The 16,753-nt window shown below is 63.8% G+C and carries 14 protein-coding genes; 7 read left to right on the top strand and 7 right to left on the bottom strand.

The features are described from left to right. Window positions 1–47 precede the first annotated feature (47 nt). Complete coding sequence (locus NY023_RS20275) at window positions 48–2,234, top strand: patatin-like phospholipase family protein (protein WP_013973684.1); 2,187 nt, start codon at window positions 48–50, stop codon at window positions 2,232–2,234. Window positions 2,235–2,357: 123 nt separating this feature from the next. Here the strand turns inward: NY023_RS20275 and NY023_RS20280 are convergent, their stop codons facing one another. Together NY023_RS20280 and recQ are read right to left on the bottom strand one after the other, a co-directional pair. Further along, window positions 2,358–2,795, bottom strand: coding sequence for a MarR family transcriptional regulator (locus NY023_RS20280; RefSeq protein WP_013973685.1), 438 nt, complete (start codon window positions 2,793–2,795; stop codon window positions 2,358–2,360). Window positions 2,796–2,945: 150 nt separating this feature from the next. Then, window positions 2,946–5,093, bottom strand: a complete 2,148-nt coding sequence (gene recQ, locus NY023_RS20285) for a DNA helicase RecQ (protein WP_023662314.1) — start codon at window positions 5,091–5,093, stop codon at window positions 2,946–2,948. A 246-nt stretch (window positions 5,094–5,339) separates the two neighbouring features. Here recQ and NY023_RS20290 point away from each other — a divergent pair, with 246 nt between their 5' ends. The 3 genes from NY023_RS20290 (at window position 5,340) to NY023_RS20300 (ending at window position 7,970) form a co-directional block, all read left to right on the top strand. Further along, window positions 5,340–5,927 carry a YecA family protein gene (locus NY023_RS20290; RefSeq protein ID WP_013973687.1) on the top strand — a complete coding sequence of 196 codons (588 nt, stop codon included), beginning with the start codon at window positions 5,340–5,342 and terminating at the stop codon, window positions 5,925–5,927. After that, entirely contained in the window at window positions 5,881–6,300 is a 420-nt protein-coding gene (locus NY023_RS20295; protein WP_162097110.1) for a YbaN family protein, read from the top strand. Before NY023_RS20290 ends, NY023_RS20295 begins: the two co-directional genes overlap by 47 nt. 311 nt (window positions 6,301–6,611) lie before the next feature. Continuing rightward, entirely contained in the window at window positions 6,612–7,970 is a 1,359-nt protein-coding gene (locus tag NY023_RS20300; RefSeq protein WP_013973689.1) for a TolC family outer membrane protein, read from the top strand. A 42-nt stretch (window positions 7,971–8,012) separates the two neighbouring features. On the opposite strand, the gene NY023_RS20305 is transcribed toward NY023_RS20300, so the two are convergent. The 3 genes from NY023_RS20305 to NY023_RS20315 form a co-directional block, all read right to left on the bottom strand. Then, on the bottom strand, window positions 8,013–8,612 hold the full coding sequence (locus tag NY023_RS20305) for a tRNA-uridine aminocarboxypropyltransferase (RefSeq protein ID WP_013973690.1): 600 nt from the start codon (window positions 8,610–8,612) through the stop codon (window positions 8,013–8,015). Window positions 8,613–8,776: 164 nt separating this feature from the next. Next, entirely contained in the window at window positions 8,777–10,342 is a 1,566-nt protein-coding gene (locus NY023_RS20310) for a methyl-accepting chemotaxis protein (RefSeq protein WP_013973691.1), read from the bottom strand. Window positions 10,343–10,481: 139 nt separating this feature from the next. Next, on the bottom strand, window positions 10,482–11,375 hold the full coding sequence (locus tag NY023_RS20315; protein WP_013973692.1) for a LysR family transcriptional regulator: 894 nt from the start codon (window positions 11,373–11,375) through the stop codon (window positions 10,482–10,484). Between the two features lie 225 nt (window positions 11,376–11,600). Here NY023_RS20315 and speB point away from each other — a divergent pair, with 225 nt between their 5' ends. Continuing rightward, window positions 11,601–12,551 (top strand): agmatinase, encoded by a 951-nt coding sequence (gene speB, locus NY023_RS20320; RefSeq protein WP_013973693.1) that lies wholly within the window; start codon window positions 11,601–11,603, stop codon window positions 12,549–12,551. A gap of 133 nt (window positions 12,552–12,684) precedes the next feature. Beyond that, complete coding sequence (locus NY023_RS20325) at window positions 12,685–14,064, top strand: sodium:solute symporter (protein WP_013973694.1); 1,380 nt, start codon at window positions 12,685–12,687, stop codon at window positions 14,062–14,064. 188 nt (window positions 14,065–14,252) lie between these two features. Here the strand turns inward: NY023_RS20325 and NY023_RS20330 are convergent, their stop codons facing one another. Together NY023_RS20330 and ptrR are read right to left on the bottom strand one after the other, a co-directional pair. Further along, window positions 14,253–14,381: a PA1414 family protein gene (locus tag NY023_RS20330; RefSeq protein WP_009683677.1), complete on the bottom strand. Its 129-nt coding sequence runs from the start codon at window positions 14,379–14,381 to the stop codon at window positions 14,253–14,255. A gap of 124 nt (window positions 14,382–14,505) precedes the next feature. Then, entirely contained in the window at window positions 14,506–15,399 is an 894-nt protein-coding gene (gene ptrR, locus NY023_RS20335) for a putrescine utilization regulator PtrR (RefSeq protein ID WP_044047141.1), read from the bottom strand. 106 nt (window positions 15,400–15,505) lie between these two features. Here ptrR and NY023_RS20340 point away from each other — a divergent pair, with 106 nt between their 5' ends. After that, entirely contained in the window at window positions 15,506–16,678 is a 1,173-nt protein-coding gene (locus tag NY023_RS20340) for an MFS transporter (RefSeq protein WP_013973696.1), read from the top strand. The last annotated feature ends 75 nt before the right edge of the window (window positions 16,679–16,753 follow it).

The raw sequence follows: 16,753 nt of genomic DNA on the forward strand, positions 1-16,753 counted from the left end.
GGGGCCGCTTATACTAGCGGTCTTTAGCCCACGGTTTGAGACTCACGATGCGCCGTTTGCTGTTCTGTTTCCTGCTCACCCTCTCCTCCTTCACAGCATTCGCCGCCGAACCGGCCAGGCCCAAGGTTGGACTGGTGCTGTCGGGGGGCGCGGCCCGCGGCCTGGCCCATATCGGTGTGCTCAAGGCCCTGGAGGAACAGGGGGTACGCATCGACGCTATCGCAGGCACCAGCATGGGGGCGGTGATAGGCGGCCTGTATGCCTCTGGCTACAGCGTCGAAGAGCTGGAAAAGCTTGCCACCACCCTCGACTGGCAACAGGCGTTGTCCGATGCCCCGCCGCGCAAGGACGTGCCGTTCCGGCGCAAGCAGGATGACCGCGACTTTCTGGTCAAACAGAAGCTCAGCTTTCGCGACGACGGCAGCCTGGGCCTGCCGCTGGGGGTGATCCAGGGCCAGAACCTGGCACTGCTGCTGGAAAGCAAGCTGGCGCACACCGCCGACACCCGTGACTTCGACAAGCTGCCAATCCCCTTCCGCGCAGTGGCCACCGACATTGCCAGTGGCGAAAAGGTGGTGTTTCGCCGTGGCCACCTGCCCCAGGTGATCCGCGCCAGCATGTCGATCCCGGCGGTGTTCGCCCCGGTCGAGCTGGACGGCCGGCTGCTGGTGGACGGCGGCATGGTCGACAACATCCCGGTCGACGTCGCCCGCGAAATGGGTGTGGACCTGGCCATCGTGGTCGACATCGGCACGCCGCTGCGTGACCGCAAGCAGCTGGCCACGGTAGTCGACGTGCTCAACCAGTCGATCACCCTGATGACCCGGCGCAACTCGGAAGAACAACTGGCCAGCCTGCACCGTGACGACATTCTCATCCAGCCACCGCTGACCGCCTTTGGCGTCACCGACTTTGGCCGCGCCAGGGAAATGATCGAGGCCGGCTACCGCGCCACCCGCCTGCTCGACCCGCGCCTTGTCGCCCTGCGCCAGCCCGAAGGTGACAGCAGCCTGGCCGTGGCCCGCTCGCCGCGCCAACGCACGCCGACGATCACCGCGATCAGGATCGAGAACGACTCCAAGGTCAGCGACGAGGTCATCCGCTCGTACATCCGCCAGCCGATCGGTGCGCCGCTGGAGCTAGGTCGCCTGCAGACTGACATGGGCACGCTGTACGGCCTGGACTACTTCGACCGGGTGCAGTACCGCGTGGTACACAAGGGCGACGACAACACCTTGGTGATCAACGCTCGGGGCCGACGCGGTGGCACCGACTACCTGCGCCTGGGCCTGAACCTGTCGGACGACCTGCGCGGCGACAGCGCCTTCAATCTGGGCGCCAGCTACCGGGTAAACGGCATCAACAGCCTCGGCGCCGAATGGCTGACCCGTGGCCAGATCGGCGACCAGCAGGAGTTGTACAGCGAGTTCTACCAGCCGCTGGACGTGGGCTCGCGCTACTTCATCGCACCGTACCTGGACTTCAGCTCGCAGAACATCGAAGCCACCCTGGACAACGACCCGGTGGCCGAGTACCGCCTGGAGCGTTACGGCTTTGGCCTTAACGTGGGGCGGCAGATCGGTACCAACGGTGAAGTGCGCCTGGGCGTGGGCAAGGCCTGGGGAGAGGCCGAGGTGCGCATCGGCGACCAGGACCTGCCCAAGGTCAGTTTCAACGAAGGTTTCTACGAGCTGAAGTACTCGTTCGACACCCTGGACAACGTGTACTTCCCGCACAGCGGCGAGGACATCGGCCTGACCTTGCGCAAGTATGACCAGTCGCTGGATTCCGACCAGGATTACCGGCAGTGGATGTTCAACCTGGACAAGGCCATCAGCAGCGGGCCGAACACCTTCGTGCTGGGCGGGCGCTACGGGCGCACGCTGGATGATACCGAGGTGGTGACGTCGAGCTTCGTGCTGGGTGGCGCGCGGGAGCTGTCAGGCTTCCGCCAGGACTCGGTGTCAGGGCAGAACGTGAGCCTGATGCGCATGGTCTACTACCGCCGCCTGACGCCACGGGCCTACGTACCGCTGGACTTCCCGCTGTACATCGGCGGGTCGCTGGAGCGAGGGCGGGCGTGGAACAACGACAACGAGTTCGACAGTGGGTACATCAATGCAGCGAGCATCTTCCTGGGACTGGAGACGCCGCTGGGGCCCTTGAACTTCACTTATGGTGCCAACAGTGCGCATGAGCAGGCGGTGTACCTGAACCTTGGGCATACCTTCTAGGTGCCGGACACATTGTGGGAGCGGCTTTAGCCGCGAACACCGGCAAAGCCGGTGCCATACACCGCGTTGCATTCTTCGCGGGTAAACCCGCTCCCACAAGCCGCAAAGCGGCCCCAGCCCCCCTCAGGATTTCTCCAGGTTGGCCAGAATCTTGGCATGCACCCGCATGCACACCTGCAGCTCCGCCTCATCCACCCCGGTGAACAGCTCTACCCGCAGTTGATTGGCAATGGTCTCGATCTGGTCGATCAGCGGCTTGGCCGGCGGGCACAGCACTATCTTCTTCGCCCGCCGGTCCTCCAGCACCGCCTGCCGGCGTACCAGCCCCTGCGCTTCCAGGCTATCGAGCAGGCGTGCCAGGGTTGGACCTTCGACGCCCACGCTCTGGGCCAGCTCACGCTGGGTCGGGGCCTCTTCGAAACGGGCCAGGTGCAGCAACACCAGCCAGCGCGCCTGTGAAAGGTTGAGCCCGGCCAGGCGGCGGTCCAGCTCGGCACGCCAACCCCGGGACATCTGGGCCAGCTGCATGCCGAAGCGGTGTTGGTTGTCGGTCAGGGGCATAAGCAACTCATTGAATAGATCTAATTATTAGGCAGCTAACCATGGTCCGTCCCACGAGGCAAGGCTCGGGCACTCTGGAATGTTCGATAATCGTCAAAAAACATGACAAAGGTCAGCAGATGGCAGTTCTGCCTCCGATCCTGTCACCACTTACAGCTCGAACTCGGCCGCCAGCGCAGCCCGCACGCAGTACAGCACGCCCTCCGGCACCCGTCCCCCGAACAGCGGCGCAATCGCAGACACCGGTGGCAGCTCGCCCTCGCCATCGAGGAAGGCATCCTGCACTTCCATCAACAGGTCTTGCGGGAGGTCCAGGGCCTGTTCCAGGCTCAGTTCCTGGCGCCCCAGCGCCTCGGCCAGCAGGCTGTAGACGTTCTTCTCGCTGCAGTTGAGCTGGCCGGCGATCTGCGCCGGGGTCATGCCGGCGCGTGCCAGGCTGACCAGTTCGTGGCGCAGGTCGAGCACTACTTTCGGTGCTTCGTCAGTGCCACCGCTATTGTTCAGCACCTCGAGGAAGGCCTGGCCATAACGCTCCAGCTTGCGCGCGCCCACGCCGCTGACCTGGGCCATGTCGCTGAGGCTGACCGGCTGGCTACGCAGCATCTCCAGCAGCGTCGAGTCGGGGAAGATGACATAGGGCGGCACGCTGTGCTCCTCGGCCAGCTTGCGCCGCAGGGTACGCAGTGCTTCCCACAGCTCGCGCTCTTCGGCACGCACCAGCTGGCTGGCCGGGCTGCCGCCACTGGACGACGAGGTCCTGGCGGTGGTCTGCGGCTTGAGGTCACGGCGCAGCTGCAAGGTCACCTCGCCCCGCAGCAGCGGCCGGCAGCTGTCGGACAGGCGCAGGCCACCGTAGCCTTCCAGGTCGATATCGACCAGGCCGCGCGCCACCAGCTGACGGAACAGCGAACGCCACTCGACCTCGGCCAGCCCCTTGCCGACGCCAAAAACCGAGAGTTTTTCGTGGCCGAAATTGCGCACCTTTTCGGTGTCCTTGCCCAGCAGCACGTCGACCAGGTGCCCGACGCCGTAGCGCTGGCCGGTGCGGAACACCGCCGACAGCGCCTGACGGGCAGGCTCGGTGGCATCCCAGGTCTGCACCTGGTCGACACAGTTGTCACAGTGCCCGCACGGTTGCTCGAGGGTTTCGTCGAAATAGGCCAGCAGTGACTGGCGGCGGCAGCGGGTTTCTTCGCACAGGGCCAGCATGGCGTCGAGCTTGTGCTGCTCGATGCGCTTGTGGCGCTCGTCACCTTCGGAGTTCTGCAGCATCTGCTTGAGCATGACCATGTCCTGCAGCCCGTAGGCCATCCAGGCATCGGACGGCAGCCCGTCACGGCCGGCACGGCCGGTCTCCTGGTAGTACGCCTCGAGCGACTTGGGCAGGTCAAGGTGGGCAACAAAACGCACGTTCGGCTTGTCGATGCCCATGCCGAAGGCAATGGTGGCGACCATGATCAGCCCTTCCTCGTTGAGGAAACGGTGCTGGTTGGCCGCGCGCGTCTCGGCTGCCAGGCCGGCATGATACGGCAGCGCCGGGAAGCCCTGGTCACAGAGGAAGGCAGCGGTTTCGTCGACCTTCTTGCGTGACAGGCAATAAACGATACCGGCGTTGCCGCGGCGCTCGCCGAGGAAAGCCATCAGCTGCTTGCGCGGCGCCTCCTTGGGCACGATGCGGTAGAAGATGTTGGGCCGGTCGAAACTCGACAGGAAGCGTTCGGCGCCTTGCAGGTGCAGGCGCTGGACGATCTCTTCACGGGTGCGCATGTCGGCGGTGGCGGTCAGCGCTATGCGCGGCACATGCGGGAACAGCTCGGCCAACTGGCCCAGTTGCAGGTATTCGGGGCGGAAATCGTGGCCCCATTGCGACACGCAGTGGGCCTCGTCGATGGCGAACAGCGAGATATCCAGGTCGCGCAGGAAGTCGAGCATGCGCGGCTGCACCAGGCGTTCCGGCGCCAGGTACAGCATCTTCACTTCGCCACGGCGCAGGCGCCCGGCCAGGTCACGCTGCTGCTCCGGGGTCAGCGTGGAGTTCAGCGCGGCGGCCGGCACACCCAGTTCGTCGAGCGTGGCGACCTGGTCATCCATCAGCGCGATCAGCGGCGAGACCACCACTGTCAGGCCCGGACGCAGCAGCCCCGGTACCTGGAAACACAACGACTTGCCGCCGCCGGTGGGCATCAGCACCAGGGCATCACCGCCATTGGCCACGCAGTCGATGATCGCTGCCTGGCGCCCGCGGAAACTGTCGTAGCCAAAGACGTCCTTGAGAACGCGCTGAGCCTGTTCGAGCATTTGCAACTCCACAAATCGCCGTACCATCCCGGATACAGGCTGGACGAAAAACCCGCCCCGCACACGCCAAATGCGTAAGCGGTTTTTGCCAGGCGGCCGGCAAATCCTGCCCCTGGATGAAAAATCGCGGAGTATACCGCAGCACCGCCCCGCGCAGGGCACCACGGCGATAGACGTTCCCTTTACCCCGCTGCCGTCGCAAGGTGCTAGAATTCGTTATCGTTTATTCCCCAAGGTAGCCCTGTAATGTCCTTCGCCGAGCAACTGACCCGCCTGCAAGCCTTCCTCGACGCCGACGAGCTGCACGAAGAAGCGCTGGACTATGTCGCCGCCCACGGCTACCTCACCGCCCTGTCGATCAATGCCGAGGAAGTGCCCGAGCGCGAATGGATCGACGCCCTGTTCGCCGAAGAGCCGCACTACGCCAGCGACGCTCAGCGCACCGAGATCGAGGCCACCCTGGTGGCGCTGAAAGCGCACATCGCCCGCCAGCTGGCCAGCGACGACGAATTCGAGCTGCCGTGCGACCTCGACCTGACCGAAGAGCCAGACGATTCCGACCTGCGCGGCTGGTGCATCGGCTTCATGGAAGGCGTATTCCTGCGTGAAGAGGCCTGGTTCGAGAACGCCGAGGAAGAAGTCAGCGAGATGCTGCTGCCAATCATGGTCGGCTCGGGCCTGTTCGACGAACAGCCGGAGTTCGCCGACATCGCCAGCAACGCTAACCTGCAGGACGACATGATCGTACAGATCCCCGAAGCACTGACAGCGCTGTTCCTGCTGCTGCATGCCCCTGACGAAAAGCCGGCACTGCTCAAGCCACGTCACCACTAAGTCGCCTGTGCGCTACCTGCTGCTGGCCACCGGCTGGCTCAGCGTCGCGTTGGGGGTGTTGGGGATATTCCTGCCGGTATTGCCCACCACCCCGTTCCTGCTATTGGCGGCTGCCTGCTTTGCCCGCAGCTCGCCGCGCTTTCACCACTGGCTGGTCCATCACCCCAAGCTCGGGCCATGGATCCGTGACTACCTCAGTGGTGAAGGCATCCCCCTCAAGGGCAAGGTCTACGCCATCGGCCTGATGTGGGCCAGCATCGGTCTGTCGTGCTATCTGGTGCCCCTGTTCTGGGCACGTATCTTCATGTTGTCCAGTGCCGTCCTGGTAAGCCTGTATATCCTCAGACAGAAAACCCTGCACAAGCCAAAGTGACAATATTTTGTCGCCAAATATCACTTTCGCCTAATTCGTGCTTCCCTTAGCCGAAATGATTCTGGAACTCGGTTAAAGCCCTGTATTCATTGGCCTTAATGGAGTTTTTCGCCGCCATTTCCAGTGTTCATCTGCGAGCCTGTTAGATGATTTATTTATGTTATGGCAATTTTTTATGAATAAATCTTCTTGTCTATCGCGTTGAATGTACTTAGCTGTGTTATTAAAAACCTGCAACACTATATGAAATAACTTTATCGTCATTTTTTTGGCGATTAGCAGGATCAATTCCAAGATCAGGGAGATGTACCATGCGCGTTTTGAACCCCATCACCAGTGCATTATTGTTGGCCCTGGCGAGTGCCAACGTACAGGCGATGTCGATCACAGAGGCTGTCCAGAGCGCCGTGGACTACCACCCGCAGGTCAGCTCCAACCGCAACAGCAAGCTGTCTGCCGATGAAGATGTGAAGTTTGCGCGTGGTGGCTACTACCCTTCCGTGGATCTGGTTGCCGGCTATGGCCGCCAGCGTTCTGACAACACCACGACTCGTGCCGAGGGCAACCACAACAAGGAAACCCTCAACTACACCCAGTCCGAGCTGCGCCTGCGGCAGATGATCTTCGACGGCTTCAACACCTCGAATGAAGTGGGCCGCACCGAAGCGGTCTCCACCTCCCGCGCCTACTACACCCAGGCCGTTGCCCAGGATGTCGCTCTGCGCGCAGTCGAGGTGTACCTGGAAGTGCTCAAGCGCCGTGAACTGGTGACTCTGGCCAAGAACAACCTGCAAGCCCACCTGCGCGTCAACGACCAGATCGGCTTGCGCAGCGAGCGCGGCGTCGGCAGCACCGCCGACCTTGACCAGTCCCGCGCACGTCGCGCCCTGGCGGAAAACAACCTGGACACCGCCGAAGTCGACCTGGCCGATGCCAAGGCCAACTTCTTCAGCGTCGTCGGCCGCATGCCGGACGAGCTGGAAAGCCCGCAGTCCATCAAGGGCGAGGTGCCTGGCACCCTCGATGAAGCCCGCGACGGCATGCGTCAGAACAACCCGTACATCAAGTCTGCGCAGGCTGACGTCAATGCTGCCGAGCAGCAATACGAAGTGGCCAAGTCGACCTTCTACCCACGCTTCGACGCCATTCTGGCTACCGGTGCCAACAACAACACCGGTGGCGAGAAAGGCCACAACAATAACGACTGGCAAGCCGGCGTGGAGATGAACTACAACCTGTTCCGCGGTGGCAGCGACAAGGCTCGCCTGCAGTCCGACGCGCACAAGATCAACCAGGCCCTGGACATCCGCAACAACGCCCTGCGTGAGCTGACCGAAAACCTGAGCCTGGCGTGGAACGCCATGAACAACGCCAGCAAGCAGCTGCCGACTGCGCGTGAATACGCCGAGACCACCAAGCGCGTGCGTGCCGCCTATCAGGACCAGTTCGGCCTGGGTCAGCGCACCCTGCTTGACGTGCTGGACAGTGAAAACGAGCTGTACAACGCCGATCGTCGCTACACCGAGGTGCGTTATACCGAGGAGTTCTCGCGCTACCGCGTGCTGGCGACCATGGGCGAGCTGTTGACCAAGCAACGTATTTCGCTGCCGCCGGAAGCGCTGGCTACCACCGAAGTACGCACCGAGGCGCGTTTGCCTGATATGCGTTGATCGGGTTCGAGATAGCCGGGGCCGCTTTGCGGCCCCCTGCCCTCACTCACTACCATGGTTACGCTGGAACGTCTCCAAACCCATGGCCCTGATCTGCCCCTCGATCAACGCCTCGAACGGTGCCAGCAGCGCATCGAAACAGGCAGGCTGCTCCAACGCGTTCAGCGCTCCCACCACCGCCTCGATAGTCGATAACGCCCCCGCCTCCGGCGCCTTGCGCAAGCGGTAGCGTGAAGGCGCGACAGCCCCCAGGGTGACTCGCGGCAACGCCTCCAGCAACGGGTTCAGGTAGAGCAGCTTGCGCGCCTTGCGCCAGGTGCCGTCGGGCACGATCAACAGCAAGGGTTTGTCGTCCGTCTCGCCATAGGCAACCAACTCCTGGGCGTCGCCGCCCGGGAACAGCAGGGCCGGCCGGTAACCGGAAGTCGCCAGCAATTCGTTCAAGTCCTCGAACACCTCGCCTACCCGCAACTCGGCGTTGTTCAGGCCAAGGGCGGCCAAGCGGGCGGTATTCAGGGCATGGGCGGTTTCACTGGGGTGCTGCAGCAGGATGACGCGGGTACGGCTGTCGAGCGCAGGGATCAGTGAACAGAGGCAATGGTCGAGCGGGCGCTGGCAGCGCTCGCAGCGGGGTCTGGGCATGGGGTTCTCCTTGGCGGGAACAGTTTGCCACAGAACCGGGGCCCGCTTTGCGGGCCATTCGCCGGCAAGCCAGCTCCCACAGGATCACCACAGACCTGGGCCTTGTGCAATACCTGTGGGAGCTGGCTTGCCGGCGAAAGGGCCGCAAAGCGGCCCCGGCGATCTCAACGGTTGAACCGCTCTGCCAGGCTATGCAGGTATTCCGCCATGCGTTCCAGGTCCTGGCTGATTTCCGCGCCCTGCCTGGCCTGCCCGGCACTCTGGTCGCACAGGTGAGCTATGCGCACGATCTGCTGGTTGATGTCCTCGGCCACATGGCTCTGCTGCTCCGACGCCGTCGCCATCTGCTGGCTCATGCCGGTGATGCGGCTGACCGCCTGGGCAATCCCGCTCAACGCTGCCTGCACCGCCTCTACACTGTGCACGCTGTCCCGCGAGATCTGCTCGCCGCGGCTGGCGGTGCTGACCGCGCGCTCTGCCCCGGCGCGCAACGAGGCGATGATCTGGTGGATCTCCTCGGTCGAGGCACGGGTGCGCTGGGCCAGCGAACGCACCTCGTCGGCCACCACGGCAAACCCGCGCCCCTGTTCGCCGGCACGCGCCGCCTCGATGGCTGCGTTGAGAGCCAGCAGGTTGGTCTGCTCGGCGATCGAGGTAATCACATCGACCACGCTGCCGATCGACTGGGTCTGCTCGGCCAGGGCATTGACCGCCTGGCCGATGTCGTTGACCGCATTGCTCATGCTGCCCATGGCTTGCAGGCTCTGCATCGCCAGCTCGCTGCCCTGTTGCGCCAGCTGGTCGGCATCGCCCGCTGCGTGCGCCGTGCTCTGCACGTTGTGGGTAACCTGCTGGATGGTCGCCGCCATCTGCGCGATGGCGGCGGCGGACTGGTCGGTCTCGTTGCGCTGGCGGTCGAGCATCTGTGCCTGGGCATCGGACAAGTCGGACGACTGCGCTGCCCGCGACTTCACCCCGACCCCGGCATCCACCAGGCGGGTCAAGGCCGTTTGCAGGCGTGCTTCTTCACTGATGATGGCAAGATCCAGCTGGCCTTGCAGGCCTGGGTTATCACTGTAGGTCAGTGCCACCAGCGGGCTGGTGAAGGCCTTGGGATGCTCGGCCAGCGTGCGGCGGACCGCCTGGTTCTGCCGGTGCTCGACCAGATACCAGGCCAGCAGCAGGCTGGCCATCAGCACCCCGAGCGCCGCGTAGGGCGGTAGCCACAGGTAGCCCGCCGCCGACAGCAGGCCCGCACTTATCAATGGCCAACCGTGGCCCAGGCCATGCAGCAGGCGGGCCGCCCACGGCACCGGTGTGCGGCCGGCCCGCAGGCGCGCATACAACGCCTCGGCGCGACGGATCTGCTCGCGAGTGGGCACCGAGCGCACCGACTCGTAACCACTGATGCGGCCCTGCTCATAGATGGCCGTGACGTAGGCGCTGACCCAGTAGTAATCACCGTTCTTTGCCCGGTTCTTGACGACCCCCATCCACGGTTTGCCTTGCTTGATGGTTTCCCACATGTGGCCGAACACTGCCGGCGGCATGTCCGGGTGGCGCACCAGGTTGTGGGGTTGGCCGACCAGCTCGTCGTAGGTGAACCCGCTGATCGCCACGAAAGCGTCGTTGCAGTAGGTGATGCGGCTGTTGAGGTCAGTGGTGGAAATCAGGCGTTGATCGTTGGGAAAGGTTCTTTCGTGCTCAGTGACGGGCAAATTCATGCGCATCTTGGGCAATCCTTGCAGGATGAAAGGGAGGTAGACAGCAGCACACGCAAATTTGATATATAGCAGGACGCCATTATGTTGTCGGTCGACAGCACCAACAATTTAACGGGTGCCGACGAAATACAGCATATGCCGGGCTTCAGCCCACGTTGAGCTGGCTTTTGAGGAGGTCGCGGAAGGTCTGGATCAATGGCTCGCGGCTGCGCCCGCGGCGAATGATCAGCGAGAACGGTGCCTGGTAGCCGAAGGTCGACGGCGACAGCACGCGCAAGTCGCCCTTGTCGACCCAGGCCTGGGCATAGTGCTCGGGCAGGTAGCCGATGTAGGCCCCGGACAGAATCAGGATCAACTGCGCCTCCATGCTCTCCACCGTCGCCGCGCTGTGCTTGAAGCCATGCCGGGCCAGTTCGGCCTGGCTCCAGTAGCCACGCCCGACCATGCGCTGCTGGGTCACCACCTGCTCGGGGATGCGCCGTTCGGCATACAACGGGTGGCGGCTGCTGCAGTACAGCCAGTGCTGCTCACGGTACAGCGGCTGGTAGAGCAGCCCGCTCATGCGCGAGGAGAACGCCCCGATCGCCAGGTCCAGACGGTTGTCCTGCACGCCCAGTTGCAGCTCGTAAGGGCTGGATACCGACAAGTGCAGGTGTACCGCCGGGTGTTCCTGGCTGTAGGCGCCGATGGCTTCGGCCAGCGGCAAGGCCCTGTCACCGACCGTGGAGTCGATCACCCCCAGGTTGAGGGTGCCACGCAACTCGCCCTTGAGGGCGGCGGCGTACTGTTCGAAGCCGTCCAGCTCGGCCAGCAGGCGCAGGGTTTCCTGATGGAACAGCTCGCCCTTGCTGGTCAGGCTGAAGCCGCCACGGCCACGATGGCACAGCACGATCCCCAGGGCACCTTCCAGCTGGCTCATGTAGGTGCTGATGGCCGAGGTCGACAGGTTCAGCTCGCGCTGGGCATTGGCAAAGCCCTGGTGGCGCACCACGCTGACGAAGATGCGCAGCAGTTTCAGGTCGGGCAAGGTCGAGGCCATGGTGCAACGGTTCCGCAGGGGGTATTAGCGCGCAGTCTAACCGCTCTGCCGCCTTTAGTTCAGAAATTCCTGAACTAAGTATTTGCCGGTAGCGATTTTTCCCCGGCACTACCTTCAGCAGACTTGGCCGAAATGTCCCTGCCCGCCGGCAAGACCACACCTGGAAGGCGCGCGGCGGCACAGGTTCGAACAAACAGAACAATCGACCGACTGATGAGGCCCACCGTGGACAAGATCCTCCACCAACCACTGGGCGGCAACGAAATGCCGCGTTTCGGCGGCATCGCCACCATGCTCCGTCTCCCCCACCTGCAAAGTGCCCAAGGCCTGGACGCCGCCTTCATCGGCGTGCCACTGGACATCGGTACTTCGCTGCGCTCCGGCACCCGTTTCGGCCCGCGTCAGATCCGCGCCGAATCGGTGATGATCCGCCCGTACAACATGGCCACGGGAGCTGCACCGTTCGACTCGCTGTCGGTGGCCGACATCGGTGACGTGGCGATCAACACCTTCAACCTGCTGGACGCCGTGCGCATCATCGAAGAAGCGTATGACGAGATCCTCGAGCACAACATCATCCCGCTGACCCTGGGTGGCGACCACACCATCACCCTGCCGATCCTGCGCGCGCTGCACAAGAAGCACGGCAAGATCGGCCTGGTGCACATCGATGCCCACGCCGACGTCAACGATCACATGTTCGGCGAGAAGATCGCCCATGGCACCACCTTCCGCCGTGCCGTGGAAGAAGGCCTGCTCGATTGCGAGCGCGTGGTGCAGATCGGCCTGCGCGCCCAGGGCTACACCGCCGATGACTTCAACTGGAGCCGCCGCCAGGGCTTCCGTGTGGTCCAGGCCGAAGAGTGCTGGCACAAGTCGCTGGAACCGCTGATGGCCGAAGTGCGCGAAAAGGTCGGCGGTGGTCCGGTGTACCTGTCGTTCGACATCGATGGCATCGACCCGGCCTGGGCTCCCGGTACCGGCACCCCGGAAATCGGCGGCTTGACCACCATCCAGGCGATGGAGATCATTCGCGGCTGCCACGGCCTGGACCTGATCGGCTGTGACCTCGTCGAAGTCTCCCCGCCTTACGACACCACCGGCAACACCTCGCTGCTCGGTGCCAACCTGCTGTTCGAGATGCTCTGCGTGCTACCGGGCGTAGTGCGTCGTTAATACCGCTATACCCCGGCAGGAGCCATGAGGGAGGGCCACAGAGGCCCGCCAACAACACGACAAGACCGCCGGGCGCCGTGAACCCGCCCGCGTGGTCGATCTCGCCATAATAAAGATAATCGGGAGACCCCCAATGGCCTTGGACATCATTGTTGTAATGATCTATACCGCCGGCATGCTCGGGCTTGGCTGGTACGGCATGCGGCGCGCGAAAACCCATGAGGACTACCTGGTGGCCGGGCGCAACCTCGGCCCGGTCCTGTACATGGGCACCATGGCCACCACCGTACTCGGTGGCGCTTCCACCGTCGGCACCGTACGCCTGGGCTACGTCCACGGCATCTCCGGCTTCTGGCTGTGCGCAGCCCTGGGCCTGGGCATCATCGCCCTCAACCTGTTGCTGGCCAAACCCTTGCTGCGCCTGCGCATCTTCACCGTGACCCAGGTGCTGGAACAGCGCTACAACCCGGCCGCACGCCAGGCCAGCGCCGTGATCATGCTGGCCTACGCACTGATGATCGGCGTCACCTCGACCCTGGCCATGGCCACCGTATTGCAGGTGCTGCTCGACCTGCCGTTCTGGGCCTCGCTGCTGCTGGGCGGTGGTGTGGTGGTGCTGTACTCGACCATTGGTGGCATGTGGTCGCTGACGCTGACCGACATCGTCCAGTTCGTGATCAAGACAGTCGGCCTGATGTTCATCCTGCTGCCGGTGTGCCTGTACAAGGCCGGTGGCTGGGACACCTTGGTGGCCAAGCTGCCGGCGGCCAGCTTCCAGCTGACCACCATTGGCTGGGACACCATCATCACCTACTTCCTGATCTACTTCTTCGGCATCCTCATCGGCCAGGACATCTGGCAGCGGGTGTTCACTGCCCGTGATGAGAAGGTCTGCCAGCGTGCCGGCACCACCGCCGGTGTGTACTGCATACTGTACGGCCTGGCCTGCGCCGCGATCGGCATGGCTGCGCATGTGCTGATGCCCGACCTGGCCAACCCGAATAATGCCTTTGCCGAGATGATCAAGACCACGCTGCCGGATGGCATCCGTGGCCTGCTGATGGCAGCGGCGCTGGCCGCCATGATGTCCACCGCCAGCGCCGGCCTGCTGGCTGCGTCCACCACCCTGACCGAAGACCTGCTGCCCAAGCTGCGTGGCGGCAAGGCGTCGAGCCTGGGCGTCAGCCGCCTGTTCACCCTGCTCACCGGCCTGGTGGTGCTGGGCATTGCGCTGGTGGTGAACGATGTGATCAACGCCCTGACCCTGGCCTACAACCTGCTGGTCGGCGGTATGCTGATCCCGCTGATCGGGGCGATCTTCTGGAAGCGCGCTACCACCGCCGGGGCTATCGCCAGCATGTCGCTGGGCTTTGCCACCGCGCTGCTGTTCATGTTCAAGGATGGGCTGGAGGCCAATACGCCGATCTACTACAGCCTGGCAGTTGGTCTGGTCAGCTTTGTGGTGGTCAGCCTGATGTCGCGTAAATCGGTAGCGGCGGTTAAGCTGGCCTGATAGGTCCCGGTTGCCTGTACTGGCCCTTTCGCGGGTAAACCCGCTCCTACAGGAATATCACAGGCCTCGAGTGCTGTGGGTTACCTGTGGGAGCGGGCAAGCCCGCGAAGAGGCGGTACAGGCAACACACAACTGGCAGACACAAAAAGGCCGCTGCACCCACCCAGGTGCAGCGGCCTTTGTCTGTATCAGCGACGACGCGGTTGGCGTTTGCGCTGCTCTTCATCAGTCGGGATCGGCACCGGCTGCAAGGGTGGTGGAATCAGCCCCAAGGCGACAGCCAGGTCATGGAGCCAGTTGGACAGTGGTTTATTCATAATGCCCCCTTGACGGGTCAGCCTCACGGCAATTCAATCCTGCGATGTTTCATACAGATCATAGCCCTATGTCCTGTATTACGCATGCCTCTAAAGCTACAGATACGGGCCATTTTGATACGGATCAAGCCGTAACGGCGCATTCCGACGACTGGTTAATCGTTTCGCTTTGTTGCAGGTCGATCCAGGCCTGCAAATTTGCCCCGCGCATGCCCTGGGGCCACATCAACCAGGTGACCGCCTGATCGAACGGTGCCTGCAGGTGGTGCACCCGCACCCGGTCGCGCCCGGGCAGACTGTCGAGCATCGACCTGGCCATCATCGCCACACCCGCGCCGGCGATCACGCAGGCCAGCATGCTCTGGTACGACTCGATCTCCATCACCCGGCCCATGGGCGTATGGGCATGGGCATACCAGGCCTCCAGGCGCATGCGGTACGAGCAGCCCTGGCGGAAGGTGAACACCGCCTTGCCGGCCACATCCTTGGCAGTGTGTACCGCCGGGTGCTCGGGGCTGGTGATCAGCACCAACTGCTCATCGCAAAGCGGCACGCCATCCAGCCCGGCCAGGCTCGGTGGCCCATCCACCAGGGCCGCGTACAAGGTGTGGTTGAGCAGGCCTTCCAGCAACTCGCCACTGGGCGCCGCACGCACCTGCAAGTTAACCGCCGGGTAGGCCTGATGATAACGCGCCAGCAACCCCGGCAAATGGGTCGCCGCCGTGCTGTACATGGTCCCCAGCACGAAGTCCCCGGCCGGTTGGCCGCCCCGCACGGCGGCCAGCGCCTCGTCGCGCAAGGCTGACAGGCGGTTGGCGTAATCCAGCAGCACCTTGCCCGCGGGCGACAGCTGCAGGCGCTGGCGCTCGCGCAGGAACAGCTCGACACCCAGTTGCTCTTCGAGCTGGCGCAAGCGCGTCGACAGGTTCGACGGCACCCGATGCAGGCGCTCTGCGGCGCGGGTGACCGAACCTTCCTCGGCCACGGCCTGGAAGATACGCAGTTGGCTGAATTCCACGGCATTCTCCAAAACAGAACAACTTGATCATCATTATTCAATTCTATTGAAAAAGAAACCGACCTAACCTGCCAGCCATCGCTTACATCCGCGCAGGAGACTTGTCATGTCGCCACTCATTCAACTGCTGGCCAGCGCCGTGGCGCTGATGATGGCCATGGGCATCGGCCGTTTCGCCCTGACCCCGCAGCTGCCGCAACTGATCGCCGAAGGCCAGTTCGACCTGACGGTCGCCGGGCTGGTGGCCGCGGCCAACTACCTGGGTTACTTCATCGGCGCGGTCGATGCCATGTTCGCCCGCTCGCCGGGCCAGGTGCGCCTGCGCCTGCACGGTGGGCTGTGGCTGTGCGTACTGCTGACCCTGGCCTCATGGGCCGCAGACGGGTTCTGGAGCCACCTGCTGCTGCGCTTCGGCACCGGCGTGGCCAGCGCCTGGGTGCTGGTGATGATAACCAGCCTCAGCCAACAGGTGGCCAATGCCGACAACCGCCAGCGCCTGGGCGCCCTGGTGTTCGCGGGGCCCGGCCTGGGCATTGCGCTGACTGGTTTGTTGGCGCTGGTGGCGCATTTGTGGGGGCTCGGCTCGGCAGCACTGTGGCTGATCTATGCCGTGGCCGCGCTGGTGATGCTGCTGGCGGTGCGGCCTTGGCTGCCCAGGGCGCTGCAAGCCGCGCCGGTATCGCCCGCTACACACCTGGGCCCGACCCGCAGTGTCGGCATCGGTCGCCTGGGGCTGGTATATGCGCTGTATGGCGTAGGTTACATCCTGCCGGCCACCTTCCTGTCGCAGATGGCCAACCAGCAGTTCCACGGGCAGTGGCTCGCAGACCTGTTCTGGCCGGCATTCGGCCTGGCGGCGGCGCTGGGGGTTCTGCTCGTGAGCCTGCGGCGTGGCGGCCGAACCGCGACCTGGCTCACCGCCACCCTGTGGCTGCAGGGGCTGGGTGTGCTGGCCTGCCTGATGGGCGGAGGTGTCGGGCTGGCGTTGGGCGTGATGCTGTGTGGCGGGCCGTTCCTGGCCTGCATGCAGCTGGTGATGCAACGTTCGCGGGAGCTGGCGCCGCATGCCACGCAGCGCAATGCCGGGCTGCTGACAGCCTGCTTTGCCCTGGGGCAGTTGAGCGGGCCGCTGCTGGCAGCGGTCAGCAGCCATTACAGCGGCGGGCTGCAGCCGGCGCTGATGGTGGCCGCGGGTGGGTTGGTGGTGGCTGGGGGGCTGGTGCTGTTTGGCAGCGCTGCACAGCAGGCCAACGCCTGTCAGGCCAAGGCTGCATCCTGAATCGTAGCTGCCTGTGCCGGCCTCTTCGCGGGTAAACCCGCTCCCACAGGTACTGCACAGGCCTTGAAGATTGTG

Source organism: Pseudomonas sp. NBB, assembly GCF_032701105.1.
GTDB classification, from domain to species: domain Bacteria; phylum Pseudomonadota; class Gammaproteobacteria; order Pseudomonadales; family Pseudomonadaceae; genus Aquipseudomonas; species Aquipseudomonas asiatica.

Coding starts and splice junctions, on each gene's coding strand:
- NY023_RS20305 (WP_013973690.1), bottom strand. CDS start 8,612: ATGCCCAGACCCCGCTGCGAGCGCTGCCAGCGCCCGCTCGACCATTGC.
- NY023_RS20295 (WP_162097110.1), top strand. CDS start 5,881: ATGCCCCTGACGAAAAGCCGGCACTGCTCAAGCCACGTCACCACTAAG.
- NY023_RS20340 (WP_013973696.1), top strand. CDS start 15,506: ATGTCGCCACTCATTCAACTGCTGGCCAGCGCCGTGGCGCTGATGATG.
- NY023_RS20330 (WP_009683677.1), bottom strand. CDS start 14,381: ATGAATAAACCACTGTCCAACTGGCTCCATGACCTGGCTGTCGCCTTG.
- NY023_RS20280 (WP_013973685.1), bottom strand. CDS start 2,795: ATGCCCCTGACCGACAACCAACACCGCTTCGGCATGCAGCTGGCCCAG.
- NY023_RS20275 (WP_013973684.1), top strand. CDS start 48: ATGCGCCGTTTGCTGTTCTGTTTCCTGCTCACCCTCTCCTCCTTCACA.
- NY023_RS20310 (WP_013973691.1), bottom strand. CDS start 10,342: ATGCGCATGAATTTGCCCGTCACTGAGCACGAAAGAACCTTTCCCAAC.
- NY023_RS20325 (WP_013973694.1), top strand. CDS start 12,685: ATGGCCTTGGACATCATTGTTGTAATGATCTATACCGCCGGCATGCTC.
- NY023_RS20315 (WP_013973692.1), bottom strand. CDS start 11,375: ATGGCCTCGACCTTGCCCGACCTGAAACTGCTGCGCATCTTCGTCAGC.
- NY023_RS20300 (WP_013973689.1), top strand. CDS start 6,612: ATGCGCGTTTTGAACCCCATCACCAGTGCATTATTGTTGGCCCTGGCG.
- recQ (WP_023662314.1), bottom strand. CDS start 5,093: ATGCTCGAACAGGCTCAGCGCGTTCTCAAGGACGTCTTTGGCTACGAC.
- NY023_RS20290 (WP_013973687.1), top strand. CDS start 5,340: ATGTCCTTCGCCGAGCAACTGACCCGCCTGCAAGCCTTCCTCGACGCC.